Source organism: Ruegeria sp. AD5, from assembly GCF_056542345.1.
Genome location: NZ_JBQFZR010000001.1, coordinates 389,202 through 404,217 on the forward strand (window position 1 = coordinate 389,202; position 15,016 = coordinate 404,217).

Here is a 15,016-nt window from a genome sequence, read left to right on the forward strand (position 1 = left end):
TAGTGCTCCATATCACAAAAAGAGTTTGGTCGCGGCGGCGGGACTTGAACCCGCATCCTCCTCACCGTAGCCTATAGGTGCGAACCATGACTACTCGAAAGCAAGGCGCTCTGTCCTTTGAGCTACGCCACGTTTCCGTCGATTCGTCGACGGATCATTACATTACAGCAGTGCTATTCTAAACCACAACACCTTGATGACAAGCGCATGAGGGCTACAATATAGGGATCACCCTTGGGACGACTCTGTGGGAAAGCTGTGGATAAGTACGTAAACCTCATCAAACTTTCGGTTGGGTCAGAAAGCGTCGACACGCTGATGGCGTGGCAAGACAGCCGCAAACCACTCTATGAGGACGGATACCCGCGCCACGTCACCCGCATGTGGCCCAAGCGCGACGCTGAGATTCTGAATGGCGGGTCGATCTATTGGGTGATCAAAGGTGTGGTCCAGTGCCGCCAGCGCATCCTGCGGCTGGATGAAGTCCGAGGCGAGGATGGCATCCGCCGCTGCGCCATCGTCCTGGACCCCGAGGTACACAGAACGCAGAACGCTCTGAAGCGTCCATTCCAGGGCTGGCGGTATCTCAAGCCTCAGGACACCCCTGCCGACTTGCCTAAAAATCGCGAGCAGGACGATGCCCTGCCCGACGATCTGAACCGCGCATTAGCGGAAATTGGGGTGCTTTAGGCCAACCTGTCCAGCAGCTCATTCAAAGCCGTCTTTTCAGCCGCATCGTATTTGGCCACGCGGCTGCGCCACAGCGTGGCCTGCGATTGCAGGATCAACCCATCCGACAGGATTTTCAGGTGGTTCGCCCGCAGTGTTTCCCCGGTCGAGGTGATATCGGCAATCGCCTCGGCTGTCTCATTCACCACCGTCCCCTCGGTTGCGCCCTGGCTGTCGACCAGCGTGTAATCGGCCACTCCCGCTTCGGTCAGGAATTCGCGGACCAGACGGTGGTACTTGGTAGCGATCCGCAGCCGGTGGCCATGCGCCCTGCGAAAACCCGCCGCCGCCGCATCCAGATCATCCAGAGTGTCCACGTCGACCCAGCAGGCTGGGGTTGCAATGATAAGGTCCGCCTTGCCGAACCCCAAAGGTGCAACCTCTTCCACCTGCTGTTCCCAGCGCGGCAGCTTTTCATGCACAAGATCGATGCCGGTCACGCCCAAATGAATGCGTCCCGCCGCCAGCTCGCGCGGAATCTCTCCTGCAGACAATAGGATCAGCGAGACGCCACCAATCCCATCAACCTTGCCCGCGTATTCCCGGTCTGATCCGCTGCGCGACAGTGTAATGCCGCGCTTTTCAAACCATGCGAAGGTCTTGTCCATCAACCGGCCCTTCGAAGGCACACCGAGTTTCAGGCTCATTGTGCAGCCTCCTCGATTTCGAGCATCAGGTCCGGGCGGATCACGCCGCCAATTGCCGGAATCTCGGCTCCACCACCCAAATGCCTGGTCAGCGCATCATAGCGCCCACCGGTCGCAACCGGTGGTAGATCAGGGCGGCCTTCGGCATAAAAGCCGAATACAAACCCGTCGTAGTACTCCATCGAGGTCCTGCCATAAGACGCCTCAAAATCCAGTGTATCCACATCTACGCCCCGCGCTTGCAGGGCTGCGATACGAGCTTCCAAACGATCCAAAGCAGATGTGATCTGTGGCAGATCAACCGCAATGTCACGCAGTTGTTCCAGCGCGAAAGGCATGGTTTCTCGCACATTAAGTAGCGTCTCCAAACCGGCCAGTTCATTGTCCGAGATCGGCGACGCAGCGCGGTCTTCGCGCAGAGCATCAATCCGTTCGAGAATTTCGGGTGTGCGGCGCTTGCCTATCATGGGCACGTCAATCGCCAATGGGTCGACCGCGTCAAGCAGAGCATCGCGCCCCTCGAGACTAGCTTTGCGTCCGGCATATCGGTCCAGCAAAACGCGGAACCGGCGAGGCCGCCAGAGATGCCGCATCAGTGCAGCCTTACGACGACTAGTGGTCTTGAGACCCTCAACAGCGGCGATCAGAATACCGATATCACCTGTCGCTGCCCGCAAGGGCAGCCCGCGCAATTGCAGGGCAAATAACGAAAACACCTCGGCATCGGCTCCGGCGGGGTCTTCGCGATCAAATACTTCGTAGCCGACTTGGATATACTCATTAGCACGATCCGGATCGTGTTCCTGACGGCGGAACACTTCGCCGGAATAGGTGTATCTTGCTGGTTCAGCCCCGTCGGACATGTGCATCTGCACCACCGGCAGGGTGAAATCCGGGCGCAGCATCTGCTCACCCCGCAGCGCGTCCGAGGTTACGTAAGCACGGGCGCGGATATCTTCTCCATAGAGGTCCAGCAGCGTCCCGGCTGGCTGCAGCAGAGGCGTATCAACCACCTGCGCGCCCGCTGCCTCGAACCGGACACGCATCATGGCGGCGCGGGCCTGTATTTGGGAACGGTTCGGCATGGGTCAGTCCTGATTGTCCAGAATCTCGCGCACCTTAGCGACCAGATCGCCGCGGGGCACTTCGAACTGGCTGGGCCGTTCTTTCCATTCCTCAAGCGTGGCGCTTTCGGCAATCTTGGCGCCAAGAATCAGGTCCTTGATCTGCACGATCCCATTTGCCTTTTCGTCACCGCCTTCGATCACCGCAATCGGAGAGTTCCGCTTGTCCGCATATTTCAGTTGGTTGCCAAAGTTCTTAGGGTTGCCCAAATATACCTCGGCCCGGACTCCTGCATTCCTCAGTTCAGCGACCATCGTCTGGTAATCCGCCATGCGGTCGCGATCCATGACTGTCACAACCACCGGGCCAGTCGCTTGCGCTGCGATCCGCCCCTTTTCGCGCAAAGCGGCCAGCAATCGGTCAACACCGATGGAGATGCCGGTCGCGGGTACTTCCTGTCCGGTAAACCGCTTGACCAGATCATCATAGCGACCACCACCCGAGACCGACCCGAATTGCCGCTTGCGGCCCTTCTCGTCGTATATTTCGAAGGTCAGTTCGGCCTCATAGACCGGCCCGGTGTAATAGCCGAGGCCACGCACGACCGAAGGATCAATCTCGATCCGGTCCGAACCATACCCGCCTGCATCCAGCAGCGCACCAATCTGCTCCAACTCAGCGATCCCGTCCGCACCGATCTTGCTGTCACCCACAGCGGCACGCAGGTTGGCCAGCGTTCCGGCGGTATCTGCAGCTTTAGAAGTCAGGAAGGCAATCACCGGCTCGGCCTGATCACCGCTAAGACCAACACCATCGATAAAAGCGCCAGAGGCATCCAATCGGCCTTTGGTCAAAAGCTCACGCACACCAGCCTCGCCCACCTTGTCGAACTTGTCGATCGTGCGCAGAACGTTATCTCGGGCGGCGGCGTCTTCACCCAAACCCATCGCTTCGAGCACTCCATTCAGAACCTTACGGTTGTTGACCCGCACCAGATAGTCACCGCGCGGGATTCCAACGGTTTCCAGCGTGTCCGACAGCATCGCGCTAATCTCGGCATCCGCAGCCATCGAAGCCGTGCCCACCGTATCCGCATCGCACTGATAAAACTGACGATACCGTCCCGGCCCCGGCTTCTCGTTCCGCCAGACCGGACCCATCGCATAGCGGCGATAAGGCGTCGGCAGATCGTTGCGGTGCTGCGCATAGACACGGGCCAAAGGCGCAGTCAGGTCATAGCGCAGGGCCATCCAGTCGCCCCCGGAACCTTTTGAGCCGCCTTCGTCAAACTCCTGCCATGCGAACACGCCCTCGTTCGGGCGGTCCACGTCGGGCAGGAACTTGCCCAACGCCTCAACCGTTTCAACCGCGCTGCTTTCCAAGGCATCGAACCCGTAACGATGATACACACCCGCAATCGTCCGCAGCATCTCGGTGCGCTGCGTGACTTCCTCGCCGAAATAGTCACGGAACCCTTTCGGCGTTACGGCCTTGGGGCGGGGCTGTTTCTTGGGCTTGGCCATGTGGGGCGTCCTTGGGATTTAGTGTTCCGCGCGCGGTCTATCCCATGGCCCGCATCGGAGCAAGGCGGGGTTTCTCTGGTCAGGGCGTCACAGGGTCGCTATGAGGCGCCTATAAGGAGAGCCCCATGCAGCATCTGGAAGAGCAGATCGCCCATCTGACCCGCACGGTCGAAGAGCTGAACTCGGTCGTCACAAACCAACAGAGCGAGATCGACCGCCTGACCCGCCGTGTTGAGATGTTGCTGCAGCGCGAGGCAGAGCGTGCGCAGGAAGGCTCAGGTGGCGTTGTGTTCGGCGACGAACGCCCGCCGCATTACTGAGGGGTTACAACCCCAGCGTCGACTTCACCGCGTTATCGACCACACCGCCCAGAAGGGCATTCTTGTCGGCGGCACAACCCTCTGACAGAGCAGCAATGAAGGCTTCGCGCAGTTGGGTCTTTTCCTCGTCAGTGGCCGCATGATCTTCGATATTGATCTGGCGGTTATAGAGTGACAGGGCCGTCATTTTTCCAACAACGGCCACGACAAATTCTTCGTCGCCATCAGCCTCCTCTGCGATCGACGCACATGTGTAGTGCATCACAGGCAAGGCATCCTGTACCATCTGCTCTGCTGAATCGTCAGCCAGCGCGAATGTGGGTACGACAAAGAGCGTGGCACAGAAAGTAGATTTTACGAGAATTGACTGCATCAGCTTCACTTCCAGTTATGTCCGATAATCGCACCGGCCACCCCACCGACCGCAGCCCCTTTACCATCGCCTACCAGCGCGCCAACGCCCGCGCCGACCAAGGCCCCGGTAAGAGTGTTTTTCTTCTTTTTGTCGTCTGCATGTACCGCAGTGGCCAATGCCAGTGAACATGCCGCAGCGAGTGTAAATATCCTGAAAACATTGCCTGAACTTGCCATTTCGGTACCCTCCTGTGAAATGACCTTTGAGGATGTTCACCCAGCCTAGCGGGGTCCATCGCGTGTGGCAACATTACGGTTCGGGATCAGATTTCTTCGATCTCCGATATCCCCTCGAGCGACTTCAGCGCGCCTTTGATTTCTGGGTTGATCGGAAATTCCCGGCCCAGATCCATCTCGACCTCGCCTGGCAGTCCGGGATCGATCAGACAAACATAAACAGGTCCCTTGGCCACCCTTTTAGCTGAAGCCTCTGCGCCTTCCAGTACCGTGGCCATGTTCGGCAAAACCTTCGAATCCTCGACAAACACACGCAAACCCGTTGCACCCGCATCGGCCGCAACTGTATCAACCGGACCAACGGAACGGCCCAGCAGTTTCAGCTGATCGGCCTCCATGGTCGCTTCGGCCGTCAGTACCACTTGTGCGCCGGTTTCCAGAAACTCTCGGGATTTCTCCAGTGTTTCCGAGAATAACGTGACCTCGAATGCTCCGGTGGGGTCAGAGAGCTGGGCAAATGCGAACCGATTGCCGCGCGCTGATTTCCTTTCTTGCCGTCCGGCAACGACGCCTGCCATCTTGGCAATAAATGGGCCAGAGCGCGCCTTTTCAGTCACCTGATCCAGTGTCAGTACCTGTTTGCGCTTCAGGGCCGGCATATAGTCATCCAGCGGATGGCCGGACAGGTAGAATCCGATGGCCTTGAATTCCTCGCTCAGGCGTTCGGCAGGTAACCAATCAGGCGAAGGGGAAAGACGCGGTTCAGGTAAGTCATCGCCTGCCTCGCCAAACAGGGAAACTTGGTTGGAATTCTTCTGCTCGTGAATCGCCGCCGAATACTGAACCAACGGATCAAGGCTTTCAAACACACGGCGACGATTTTTATCGAGCTCGTCAAATGCACCGGCGCGAGCCAGCATCTCAAGCGGGCGTTTGCCGACCTTCTTCAGGTCAACACGGCGGGCGAAGTCGAACAGGTTTACGAAAGGCTTTTCGCCACGCCCCTCAACCACAAGATTCATTGCCTCGACGCCTACGTTCTTGAGCGCGCCCAGCGCATAGACCAAATGCCCATCGGCCACATCAAAGGTCGCTTGGGATCGATTCACGCACGGCGGAACATAGGGCAGCAGCAGCCCCTTGCGGACTTCCTCAAAATAGATCGCGAGCTTGTCGGTCAGATGGATATCGCAGTTCATGACACCTGCCATGAACTCGACCGGGTGGTTCGCCTTTAGCCAGCCGGTTTGATAGCTGACCACCGCATAGGCGGCGGCGTGGGATTTGTTGAAGCCATAGTTGGCGAACTTGTCCAGCAGGTTCCAGACTTCGGTCGCCTTGGCCTCATCCACATTGTTTTCGGCAGCACCTTTGAGGAACTTGGGCCGCTCTGCATCCATCGCCTCCTGAATTTTCTTACCCATCGCGCGGCGCAGCAAGTCCGCGCCCCCAAGGCTGTAACCCGCCATTTCCTGCGCGATCTGCATCACCTGTTCCTGATAGACGATGATGCCCTGCGTCTCATCCAAGATATGGTCGATGGACGGGTGCAGCGTGTCGCGTTCGCTAAGCTTGTTCTTGACTTCGCAGAACTTGGGGATGTTCTCCATCGGGCCGGGTCGATAAAGCGCGACGAGGGCGATGATATCCTCGATACAATCCGGCTTCATCCGCTTGAGCGCATCCATCATGCCAGAGGATTCAACCTGGAACACCGCCACCGTCTTGGCCGCCGAATAGAGTTTGTACGTCGCCTCGTCATCCAGCGGGATGGCGTTGATCTGATTTATTGCCCCTTCGGCGGGTTCATAGAGTTCCGTGCCATCGGGAGCTATGTGAAGGTCACGGCCTGACTTAAAGATCAAATCCATCGCGTTCTGGATCACGGTCAGTGTTTTCAGACCCAGGAAATCGAACTTTACAAGCCCGGCCTGTTCAACCCATTTCATGTTGAATTGGGTCGCAGGCATGTCCGAACGCGGGTCCTGGTATATTGGAACCAGTGCATCCAGCGGCCGGTCTCCGATCACCACGCCGGCAGCGTGTGTCGAGGCGTTGCGCAGCAGCCCCTCGACTTGCTGGCCATATGTGAGCAGACGGTCCACGACCTCTTCATTGCGTGCCTCTTCCCGCAGGCGCGGCTCATCCTTCAGCGCCTTTTCGATGGAAACGGGTTTGACGCCTTCGACTGGGATCATCTTGGACAGGCGATCAACCTGCCCGTATGGCATCTGCAATACACGCCCAATATCGCGCACAGCCGCCTTCGACAGCAAGGCACCGAAGGTGATGATCTGCCCCACTTTGTCGCGCCCGTATTTCTGCTGCACGTAGCGGATAACCTCTTCACGGCGATCCATGCAGAAGTCGATATCGAAGTCGGGCATAGAAACCCGCTCGGGGTTCAGAAACCGTTCAAACAGAAGCGAATACCGCAGCGGATCAAGGTCGGTAATCGTCAGCGCATAAGCCACCAGTGATCCCGCACCCGAGCCTCGCCCCGGACCCACCGGAATGTCATGATCCTTTGCCCATTGGATAAAGTCGGCAACGATCAGGAAATAGCCTGGGAAGCCCATCCCTTCGATGATGCCAAGTTCGAAATCCAGCCGTTCCTGATATTCTTCAGGTGTCACGGCGTGCGGGATCACGGCCAGACGTTTTTGCAGACCCTCGTTGGCGATGCGACGCAGTTCGGCGACCTCATCATCTGCAAACTTCGGCAGGATCGGGTCGCGGCGATAAGCCATGAAGGCGCAGCGTTGCGCGATTTCAACCGTATTCTCGACGGCTTCGGGCAGATCGGCGAACAGCGTCACCATCTCCTGCTGAGACTTGAAATAGTGCTGCGCGGTCAGACGTCGGCGACCGTCCTGCTGGTCGACATAAGCCCCCTCGGCGATACAGATCAGCGCGTCGTGGGCCTCGTACATGTCCGAAGTCGGAAAATAGACGTCATTGGTGGCCACCAGCGGCAGGTTCTTGTCATACGCCATCTCGACATGACCGCGCTCGGTCAAGCGCTCGGCCTCAGGTTGGCCTCCTTCGCCAGGGTGACGCTGCAACTCAACATAAAGGCGATCCGGGAAAATCGCGGACAAACGATCCACCAAAGCCTCGGCAGCAGGGCGCTGACCTTGCTGTAACAGCAACCCTACGGGCCCGTCTAGACCGCCGGTTAAGCAGATCAAATCATCTGATCGTTCCGCCAATTCGTCCAAAGTGACCTGCGGCAATTGCCCGCTTTTGTCTACATACAGGCAGGAACTGAGCTTCATCAGATTCTCATATCCCACCTCGGATTGTGCCAGCAGCACCAGCGGCGCGGGTGCTTTGGGCTTTTCTCCCGGCTGCGCCTGAACGTAACTGAGATCGACCTGACAGCCCATGATCGGTTGCACACCTGCCCCGCTGGCGGTGACCGAAAACTCTAAGGCCGAGAACATTGAATTGGTATCCGTCACCGCGACGGCGGGCATCTCCATCTTCAGGCACAGGTCCGGCAGCTTCTTCAGCCGCACGGCACCTTCCAGCAACGAATATTCAGTGTGAACGCGGAGGTGAATGAATCGGGGGGAACTGCTCATACAGGCTAAGCTATCTCAGCCAGCGACGTTGCAAAAGCGGGAACCGGCACCATCGAATGCCGAAAAAATCATCGGTGATTATTCGGATTTTTCAGAAGGTGCTTCGGGCGCAGGAACGCACACCTTCAAAAAAAGTGTTTATTTTCAATTTATTAAGTTTCACACATACACTACAATCATGGGCCGCTCGGGTGCAATGGTGTATCATATAGGCAGTTTTTCTTGCCAGATAAGGTGCGCTGTTTCTAACATCTGACGGCAAGCTACCGCCCGCCACTCTTTCTACGTCGCATCGAAGGAGGGCCGAACGGGCGCAACCGGGTAACGCGACGGGTTTCTCGAATGAACATCACGTTTCTTCTGAACGGAGAGACAGTGGAGCTGCCGGATGTCGATCCGACGGCCACCCTACTGGACTGGCTGCGTGAAGATCGCGGTCTGACAGGCACCAAAGAAGGCTGCAACGAAGGCGATTGCGGCGCGTGCACGGTCATGGTGACGGACGAAGACGGCGCAAAAGCTCTGAACTCCTGTATCCTGTTCTTGCCCCAGCTGCATGGCAAAGCGGTTCGTACAGTCGAAGGGGCAAGCGGCCCGGATGGCGAAGCACATCCCGTTCAACAGGCAATGGTTGACCTGCACGGCTCGCAATGCGGTTTTTGCACTCCGGGTTTTGTCATGTCGATGGTCGCCAGTCATGCGACGGGCGCCACGGATCATGACACCCAGCTTGCCGGAAACCTGTGCCGCTGCACTGGCTATGCACCGATTATTCGCGCTGCGAAAGCGGTCGAGGACCGTCCCGTGCCAGTCTGGGTCAAAGACAAGCCACTCGCATCTTCTGCTGCGTCGCGCATGCTGCCTGAATCTTCCGATGAACTGGCAGCTGTTTATGCTGAAAACCCGAATGCCACGCTGGTTGCCGGAGCAACAGATGTCGGCCTGTGGGTGACAAAGCAACTGCGCGACCTGGATCCAGTAATCTTCCTCAACCGTTGCGATGATCTCAAACAAATCACCATCACCGACGATGAAATTCGCTTTGGCGCAATGGTCGACATGAATCGGATGGGTGAGGCTCTGGCCGATCTTCACCCCTCTTACGCCGAAATGATCCGTCGCTATGCCAGTGTTCAGGTGCGCCATGCTGCAACGGTGGGCGGCAACATCGCCAATGGCTCGCCCATTGGTGACAACCCGCCTGCGCTGATTGCTCTGGACGCAACCCTTCATCTGCGCAAAGGCGACACCCGCCGGTCCCTTCCGCTGGAAGAGTTCTTTATCGACTATGGCAAACAGGACCGCGTTCCCGGTGAATTCGTCGAAGCTGTCAGTTTCCCCCGTCAGCTGGATCGCCTGAAGGCCTATAAACTCAGCAAGCGGTTCGATCAGGACATCTCGGCCGTCTGCGGGTGTTTCAACATCACCGTCTCGGGCGGCATCGTCACGCAGGCGCGCATCGCGTTCGGCGGCATGGCCGGCATCCCGAAACGGGCAACCCATGTCGAGGCCGCATTGGTCGGTAAACCTTGGGCGCGCGAGACGATTGACGCCGCGCTGCCTGCCTTTGCCGACGATTATTCACCACTCACGGACATGCGCGCCTCGGCCACCTATCGACTGGAAACCGCCAAAGCGATGCTCGAAAGATACTTCTTGGAAGATCAGGGCGAAGTGACCAATGTGCTGGAGGTATCGGCATGAGCGTGACCAAACCCCTCCCCCACGACGCAGCACCGCTGCACGTTTCAGGAACCGCGCGGTATGTGGACGATATCCCGACACCCAGGGACAGTTTGCATCTGGCTTTTGGCCTCAGCCCGATTGCCAAAGGCAAGATCACCGCAATGGACCTGTCTGCGGTGAGGGCCGCCGAGGGCGTCGTGATGGTTATGGCCGCGGATGATCTGCCCTTCGCCAACGACGTATCGCCTTCGATCCATGATGAACCGCTGCTGTCGGACGGAACGGTCCACTATATCGGCCAGCCGGTGTTTCTGGTCATCGCCAGCAGCCATCTGGCCGCCCGCAAGGCGGCTCGTTTGGGCAAGATCGACTATGCCGAGGAAACCCCGATCCTAACCGTCGAAGAGGCTCTGACCGCCGACAGTCGGTTCGAAGACGGCCCGCGCATCTATGCCAAAGGTAATGCTGATGCGGCTATTGCAGGATCCGCCCATGTGATCGAAGGGTCATTCGAGCTTGGCGGGCAGGAGCATTTCTATCTGGAAGGTCAGGCCGCTTTGGCCGTGCCGAATGAAGGTGCGGATATGCTGGTTCACAGCTCAACCCAGCACCCGACCGAGATCCAACACAAGGTGGCCGATGCATTGGGCGTTCCGATGCACGCCGTCAGGGTCGAGACGCGCCGTATGGGCGGCGGTTTTGGCGGCAAGGAAAGCCAGGGCAATGCGCTGGCCGTTGCTTGCGCGGTCGCCGCTCGCGCAACTGGCAAGGCGTGCAAGATGCGCTATGACCGCGACGATGATATGACAATCACCGGCAAACGCCACGCGTTCCGCATCGCCTATAAGGCCGGATTTGACGAGAACGGCCATATTCAGGGCGTCTCGTTCCACCACTACGCCATCTGCGGCTGGGCGCAGGACTTGTCCCTGCCCGTCGCCGACCGCGCGATGCTGCATTCGGACAATGCCTATCTGTTGCCAAATGCACGGATCGAAAGCCACCGGCTGAAGACCAACACCCAATCCGCCACCGCCTATCGCGGCTTCGGCGGCCCGCAGGGCATGGTTGGCATCGAACGCGTGATGGACCACGCCGCGTATGAGCTGGGTCTGGACCCGGTGGAACTGCGCCGCCGAAACTATTACGAACCGGCCCATGCGATTGCCGAGATCACGCCGTCCGAGAAGCCTTTGGGTCATCCCGACCCGCATGAGGACCTAACAAGCCGCGGCGCGGTCGAAACCGGGGACGCCCCCGTGCGCCCTCTGCCCGCTGGCGGCAATACCACGCCCTACGGAATGGAGGTCAGCGATTTCGAATTACACGGGATGACTCAGGCGCTACTGAAATCCAGCGATTACGAAACGCGCAAGGCCGCCATTGCGAAATGGAACGCCGAGAACAGCGTGATCAAGAAGGGCATTGCCTTTTCTCCGGTCAAGTTCGGGATTTCCTTCACGCTGACCCACCTGAATCAGGCAGGCGCTTTGGTGCATGTGTATCAGGATGGCTCGGTCCATCTGAACCACGGCGGCACCGAGATGGGTCAGGGTCTGTTCCAGAAGGTGGCACAGGTGGCGGCTTCGCGCTTTGGCATCCCCCTGGAGATGGTCAAAATCACCGCCACGGATACGGCCAAGGTGCCGAACACTTCGGCCACGGCAGCATCCTCGGGCAGCGACCTGAATGGCATGGCCGTGAAGGCGGCCTGCGATACGATCCGCGATCGAATGGCGGACTATCTGGCCGAGCGGCATCAGGCCGATCCGTCGACTGTCACCTTCTCTGATGGCCATGTTTCGGTTGGCGCAGAACGCTACACCTTCGCTGAAGCCGCGGCGCTGGTCTATCAGGGTCGGATCAGCCTGTCGGCGACCGGTTTCTACAAGACACCCAAGATCGAATGGGACCGGATCGCCGGACGAGGCCGTCCGTTCTTCTACTTCGCCTACGGAGCGTCGGTCACCGAAGTGGCCGTCGACACTCTGACTGGTGAGAACCGCATTCTGCGCACCGATATCCTGCATGATGCCGGTGCTTCGTTGAACCCGGCGTTGGATATCGGGCAGGTCGAAGGAGGTTATGTGCAAGGCGCGGGCTGGCTAACGACCGAGGAACTGGTCTGGGACGGCACGGGCAACCTGCGCACACACGCACCCTCGACTTACAAGATCCCCGCCTGCTCAGATCGACCCGACGTATTCAACGTCGCACTCTGGGATGCCGAAAACCGTGAGGACACGATCTATCGTTCGAAAGCGGTGGGCGAACCTCCGTTTATGCTCGGGATTTCTGCATGGCTGGCCCTGTCGAATGCGGTCGCGGCCTGTGGAGAGGTCTACCCCGCTCTTGATGCACCAGCCACGGCTGAAGAGGTTTGGCGCGGCGTCCAAAAGATGAAGGGAGGCATCTGATGGGAATTGACTTGGAGGCTTTGAGGGAGGCGGTCAAAACCCACGGAACAGTGGTCCGGGTGGTCATCGCCGGCATCAAAGGGTCGTCTCCACGTGAAGTGGGGGCCGCGATGCTAGTCTGGAAGGACGGGCAAAGTGGCACCATCGGTGGAGGCACGTTGGAGTATCAGGCAGCCGAAGCTGCGCGATCCCAAACCACCGCCACCCGACTAACGCATCACGCTCTTGGCCCCGACATGGGGCAATGCTGCGGCGGTGCAGTTTCATTGCTGAGTGAAGTATTTGATCATGAAGTGCTGAATGCACTGGACGATACCGTCATCGCGCGTTCGGCCTCGGGCGGAGAGATGCCGCTATCGGTCAAACGTCGGCTGGCGGCAGCGCGAGGACAGGGTGTCGCGCCCGAGCCCCAACTGATCGAAGGTTGGATGGTCGAACCCGTTCACAAACCGACGCGTAATCTGTGGATCTGGGGCGCAGGCCATGTAGGCCGGGCGCTGGTGGACGTTTTGTCCCCCCTACCCGATCTGGCAATCACCTGGGTCGATACCGGACCCGAGCGGTTTCCCGATGTGGTTCCAACCGGTGTAACTCCGGTTCCGACCGCAAAACCCGCCGAGCTGGTTCGCCACGCGCCAACCGATGCCGAGCATCTGGTGCTGACCTATTCGCACAATCTGGATCTGGAACTGTGCAACCGGCTGCTTTCGCACAATTTCCTCTTTGCGGGGCTTATCGGCTCGGCTACGAAATGGGCGCGATTCCGGTCGCGACTTGCAGCCCTTGGGCATCCGCCCGAGCGGATCAGCCGGATCACCTGTCCGATCGGCGATCCAGGCTTGGGCAAACACCCGCAGATGATCGCCGTTGGCGTGGCAGCGCAACTGTTACGCCCCGCCCGACAGAACGAATTGAAGAAGGACCTGAGCGCGTGACCACTCCACTTCTGAGCTTGCAAGGGCTGACCAAAGCCTATCCCGGCGTCGTGGCCAATGATCAGGTGTCCTTTGACATCGGTGAAGGCGAAGTTCACGCGCTGCTGGGCGAGAACGGCGCAGGCAAATCCACGCTTGTCAAAATGATCTATGGGCTGGTGAAGCCCGACAGCGGCTCAATGCTGCTGCGGGGGCAGTCCTATGCACCGCCTGAACCGCGCGCCGCCCGTGCGGACGGGATCGCGATGGTGTTCCAGCATTTTTCGCTGTTCGATGCATTGAACGTCGCCGAGAATATCGCTCTGGGGATGGAGAACCCGCCCCCAATGGGTGATCTGGCGACGCGTATCCGCGAAGTATCCGAAACCTACGGCCTGCCCTTGGACCCCTTCCGCACGGTTGGCGATCTGTCTGCAGGTGAGCGTCAGCGGGTCGAAATCATCCGCTGCCTGCTGCAGGACCCAAAGTTGCTGATCATGGACGAGCCGACCTCGGTTCTGACGCCGCAAGAGGTTGAAATCCTTTTCGAAACGCTGAACAAATTGCGCTCGGAAGGGACATCGATCCTGTATATCTCGCACAAGCTGGAAGAGATTCGAACGCTATGCGACCACGCCACGATTCTGCGGCTGGGTAAGAATGTGGGCGAATGTGTACCAGCCGAAACCTCAGCGCGCGATATGGCTGAGATGATGGTGGGCTCGACCCTGCAGACACCTGAACGTTCCGGCCGGGAGTTCGGTGACGTTGCGCTGGATGTCAGCGGATTGTCAGTGCCGTCGCCGTCGGAATTCGGAACCGCGCTTCGCAACGTCCACATGACCGTCCGCAAGGGCGAGGTTCTGGGGATCGGGGGTGTCGCGGGGAACGGTCAGGATGAATTGCTGGGTGTGCTTTCTGGCGAAATTCCGACCACCGCAGATGCGATCAAATTCAACGGTCAACCCATCGGCAAACTCGGCCCGACCGCGCGGCGTAAGCTGGGCGTGTTGACCGCGCCCGAAGAACGGCTGGGCCACGCGGCTGCCCCTGATATGAGCCTCACTGAAAACGCTCTGCTCACCGGGTCGGTCCGCGAAGGGCTGGAGAACAACGGCTTTCTGAAGTGGTCCGAGACCAAGAGCTTTGCCGAAAAGATCATCAGCGCCTTTGACGTGCGTACGCCGGGTCCTGAGAATGCCGCCCGGTCGCTGTCGGGCGGGAACCTGCAGAAGTTCGTGATTGGTCGCGAAGTGCTGCAAAACCCGGATGTTCTGGTCGTGAACCAGCCGACTTGGGGCGTGGATGCAGCGGCGGCGGCCTCGATCCGGCAGGCCATTCTGGATCTGGCGGCCAAGGGAACTGCGGTCATCTGTATCTCGCAAGACCTCGATGAACTGATGGAAATCTCAGACAGCTTTGCCGCCTTGAACGAAGGACGACTAAGCGCCCCGCGTGAAACTACGGGTCTGACGGTCGATGAGATCGGCCTGATGATGGGCGGCGCGCATGGCATGGAGGTGGCCCATGTCTAAAC

The 15,016-nt window shown here is 58.8% G+C and carries 12 protein-coding genes and 1 tRNA gene; 6 read left to right on the top strand and 7 right to left on the bottom strand.

Features of this window, described 5'->3' with window-relative positions; all coding sequences use genetic code 11:
- Window positions 1-26: 26 nt before the first annotated feature.
- Window positions 27-132 (bottom strand) — tRNA-OTHER (locus ACR0JG_RS01950).
- Between the two features lie 126 nt (window positions 133-258).
- Between ACR0JG_RS01950 and ACR0JG_RS01955 the strand changes: the two genes are divergently transcribed.
- Window positions 259-690, top strand: coding sequence for a DUF1489 domain-containing protein (locus ACR0JG_RS01955; protein WP_170819292.1), 432 nt, complete (start codon window positions 259-261; stop codon window positions 688-690).
- On the opposite strand, the gene hisG is transcribed toward ACR0JG_RS01955, so the two are convergent.
- From hisG to hisS, 3 genes are read right to left on the bottom strand one after another with little or no spacing between them, the layout of a single operon-like run.
- Window positions 687-1,376, bottom strand: coding sequence for an ATP phosphoribosyltransferase (gene hisG, locus ACR0JG_RS01960; RefSeq protein WP_170401909.1), 690 nt, complete (start codon window positions 1,374-1,376; stop codon window positions 687-689). The genes ACR0JG_RS01955 and hisG overlap by 4 nt on opposite strands.
- Window positions 1,373-2,461: an ATP phosphoribosyltransferase regulatory subunit gene (locus tag ACR0JG_RS01965; RefSeq protein WP_480567388.1), complete on the bottom strand. Its 1,089-nt coding sequence runs from the start codon at window positions 2,459-2,461 to the stop codon at window positions 1,373-1,375. Before ACR0JG_RS01965 ends, hisG begins: the two co-directional genes overlap by 4 nt.
- Before the next feature lie 3 nt (window positions 2,462-2,464).
- Entirely contained in the window at window positions 2,465-3,964 is a 1,500-nt protein-coding gene (gene hisS, locus ACR0JG_RS01970) for a histidine--tRNA ligase (RefSeq protein ID WP_480567389.1), read from the bottom strand.
- A 125-nt stretch (window positions 3,965-4,089) separates the two neighbouring features.
- On the opposite strand from hisS, the gene ACR0JG_RS01975 reads away from it, so the two are divergent.
- Window positions 4,090-4,284, top strand: a complete 195-nt coding sequence (locus ACR0JG_RS01975) for a SlyX family protein (RefSeq protein WP_010443294.1) — start codon at window positions 4,090-4,092, stop codon at window positions 4,282-4,284.
- Window positions 4,285-4,288: 4 nt separating this feature from the next.
- On the opposite strand, the gene ACR0JG_RS01980 is transcribed toward ACR0JG_RS01975, so the two are convergent.
- From ACR0JG_RS01980 to dnaE, 3 genes are all read right to left on the bottom strand, one after another.
- A complete protein-coding gene (locus tag ACR0JG_RS01980; protein WP_170392485.1) occupies window positions 4,289-4,657 on the bottom strand; it encodes a hypothetical protein in 369 nt (122 codons plus the stop codon).
- A gap of 5 nt (window positions 4,658-4,662) precedes the next feature.
- Entirely contained in the window at window positions 4,663-4,875 is a 213-nt protein-coding gene (locus ACR0JG_RS01985) for a YMGG-like glycine zipper-containing protein (protein ID WP_170392486.1), read from the bottom strand.
- Between the two features lie 86 nt (window positions 4,876-4,961).
- Window positions 4,962-8,462, bottom strand: a complete 3,501-nt coding sequence (dnaE, locus tag ACR0JG_RS01990; RefSeq protein ID WP_480567390.1) for a DNA polymerase III subunit alpha — start codon at window positions 8,460-8,462, stop codon at window positions 4,962-4,964.
- 342 nt (window positions 8,463-8,804) lie between these two features.
- Between dnaE and xdhA the strand changes: the two genes are divergently transcribed.
- Genes xdhA through ACR0JG_RS02010 form a run of 4 tightly spaced genes read left to right on the top strand, consistent with a single transcriptional unit; the run spans window position 8,805 to window position 15,014 of the window.
- Window positions 8,805-10,166, top strand: a complete 1,362-nt coding sequence (xdhA, locus tag ACR0JG_RS01995; RefSeq protein WP_480567391.1) for a xanthine dehydrogenase small subunit — start codon at window positions 8,805-8,807, stop codon at window positions 10,164-10,166.
- The gene (gene xdhB / locus ACR0JG_RS02000) at window positions 10,163-12,565 is read left to right on the top strand and encodes a xanthine dehydrogenase molybdopterin binding subunit (RefSeq protein ID WP_480567392.1); all 2,403 of its coding nucleotides are present in this window, start codon (window positions 10,163-10,165) and stop codon (window positions 12,563-12,565) included. Before xdhA ends, xdhB begins: the two co-directional genes overlap by 4 nt.
- Window positions 12,565-13,500 carry a xanthine dehydrogenase accessory protein XdhC gene (xdhC, locus tag ACR0JG_RS02005; RefSeq protein WP_480567393.1) on the top strand — a complete coding sequence of 312 codons (936 nt, stop codon included), beginning with the start codon at window positions 12,565-12,567 and terminating at the stop codon, window positions 13,498-13,500. Before xdhB ends, xdhC begins: the two co-directional genes overlap by 1 nt.
- On the top strand, window positions 13,497-15,014 hold the full coding sequence (locus ACR0JG_RS02010) for an ABC transporter ATP-binding protein (protein WP_480567394.1): 1,518 nt from the start codon (window positions 13,497-13,499) through the stop codon (window positions 15,012-15,014). The genes xdhC and ACR0JG_RS02010 overlap by 4 nt, the downstream gene beginning before the upstream one ends.
- Window positions 15,015-15,016: the final 2 nt, after the last annotated feature.

What these genes read in the sequence shown, in the direction of transcription:
- hisG (WP_170401909.1), bottom strand. Translation starts at nt 1,376, where the DNA reads ATGAGCCTGAAACTCGGTGTGCCTTCGAAGGGCCGGTTGATGGACAAG.
- ACR0JG_RS01965 (WP_480567388.1), bottom strand. Translation starts at nt 2,461, where the DNA reads ATGCCGAACCGTTCCCAAATACAGGCCCGCGCCGCCATGATGCGTGTC.
- hisS (WP_480567389.1), bottom strand. Translation starts at nt 3,964, where the DNA reads ATGGCCAAGCCCAAGAAACAGCCCCGCCCCAAGGCCGTAACGCCGAAA.
- ACR0JG_RS01975 (WP_010443294.1), top strand. Translation starts at nt 4,090, where the DNA reads ATGCAGCATCTGGAAGAGCAGATCGCCCATCTGACCCGCACGGTCGAA.
- ACR0JG_RS01980 (WP_170392485.1), bottom strand. Translation starts at nt 4,657, where the DNA reads ATGCAGTCAATTCTCGTAAAATCTACTTTCTGTGCCACGCTCTTTGTC.
- ACR0JG_RS01985 (WP_170392486.1), bottom strand. Translation starts at nt 4,875, where the DNA reads ATGGCAAGTTCAGGCAATGTTTTCAGGATATTTACACTCGCTGCGGCA.
- dnaE (WP_480567390.1), bottom strand. Translation starts at nt 8,462, where the DNA reads ATGAGCAGTTCCCCCCGATTCATTCACCTCCGCGTTCACACTGAATAT.
- xdhA (WP_480567391.1), top strand. Translation starts at nt 8,805, where the DNA reads ATGAACATCACGTTTCTTCTGAACGGAGAGACAGTGGAGCTGCCGGAT.
- xdhB (WP_480567392.1), top strand. Translation starts at nt 10,163, where the DNA reads ATGAGCGTGACCAAACCCCTCCCCCACGACGCAGCACCGCTGCACGTT.
- xdhC (WP_480567393.1), top strand. Translation starts at nt 12,565, where the DNA reads ATGGGAATTGACTTGGAGGCTTTGAGGGAGGCGGTCAAAACCCACGGA.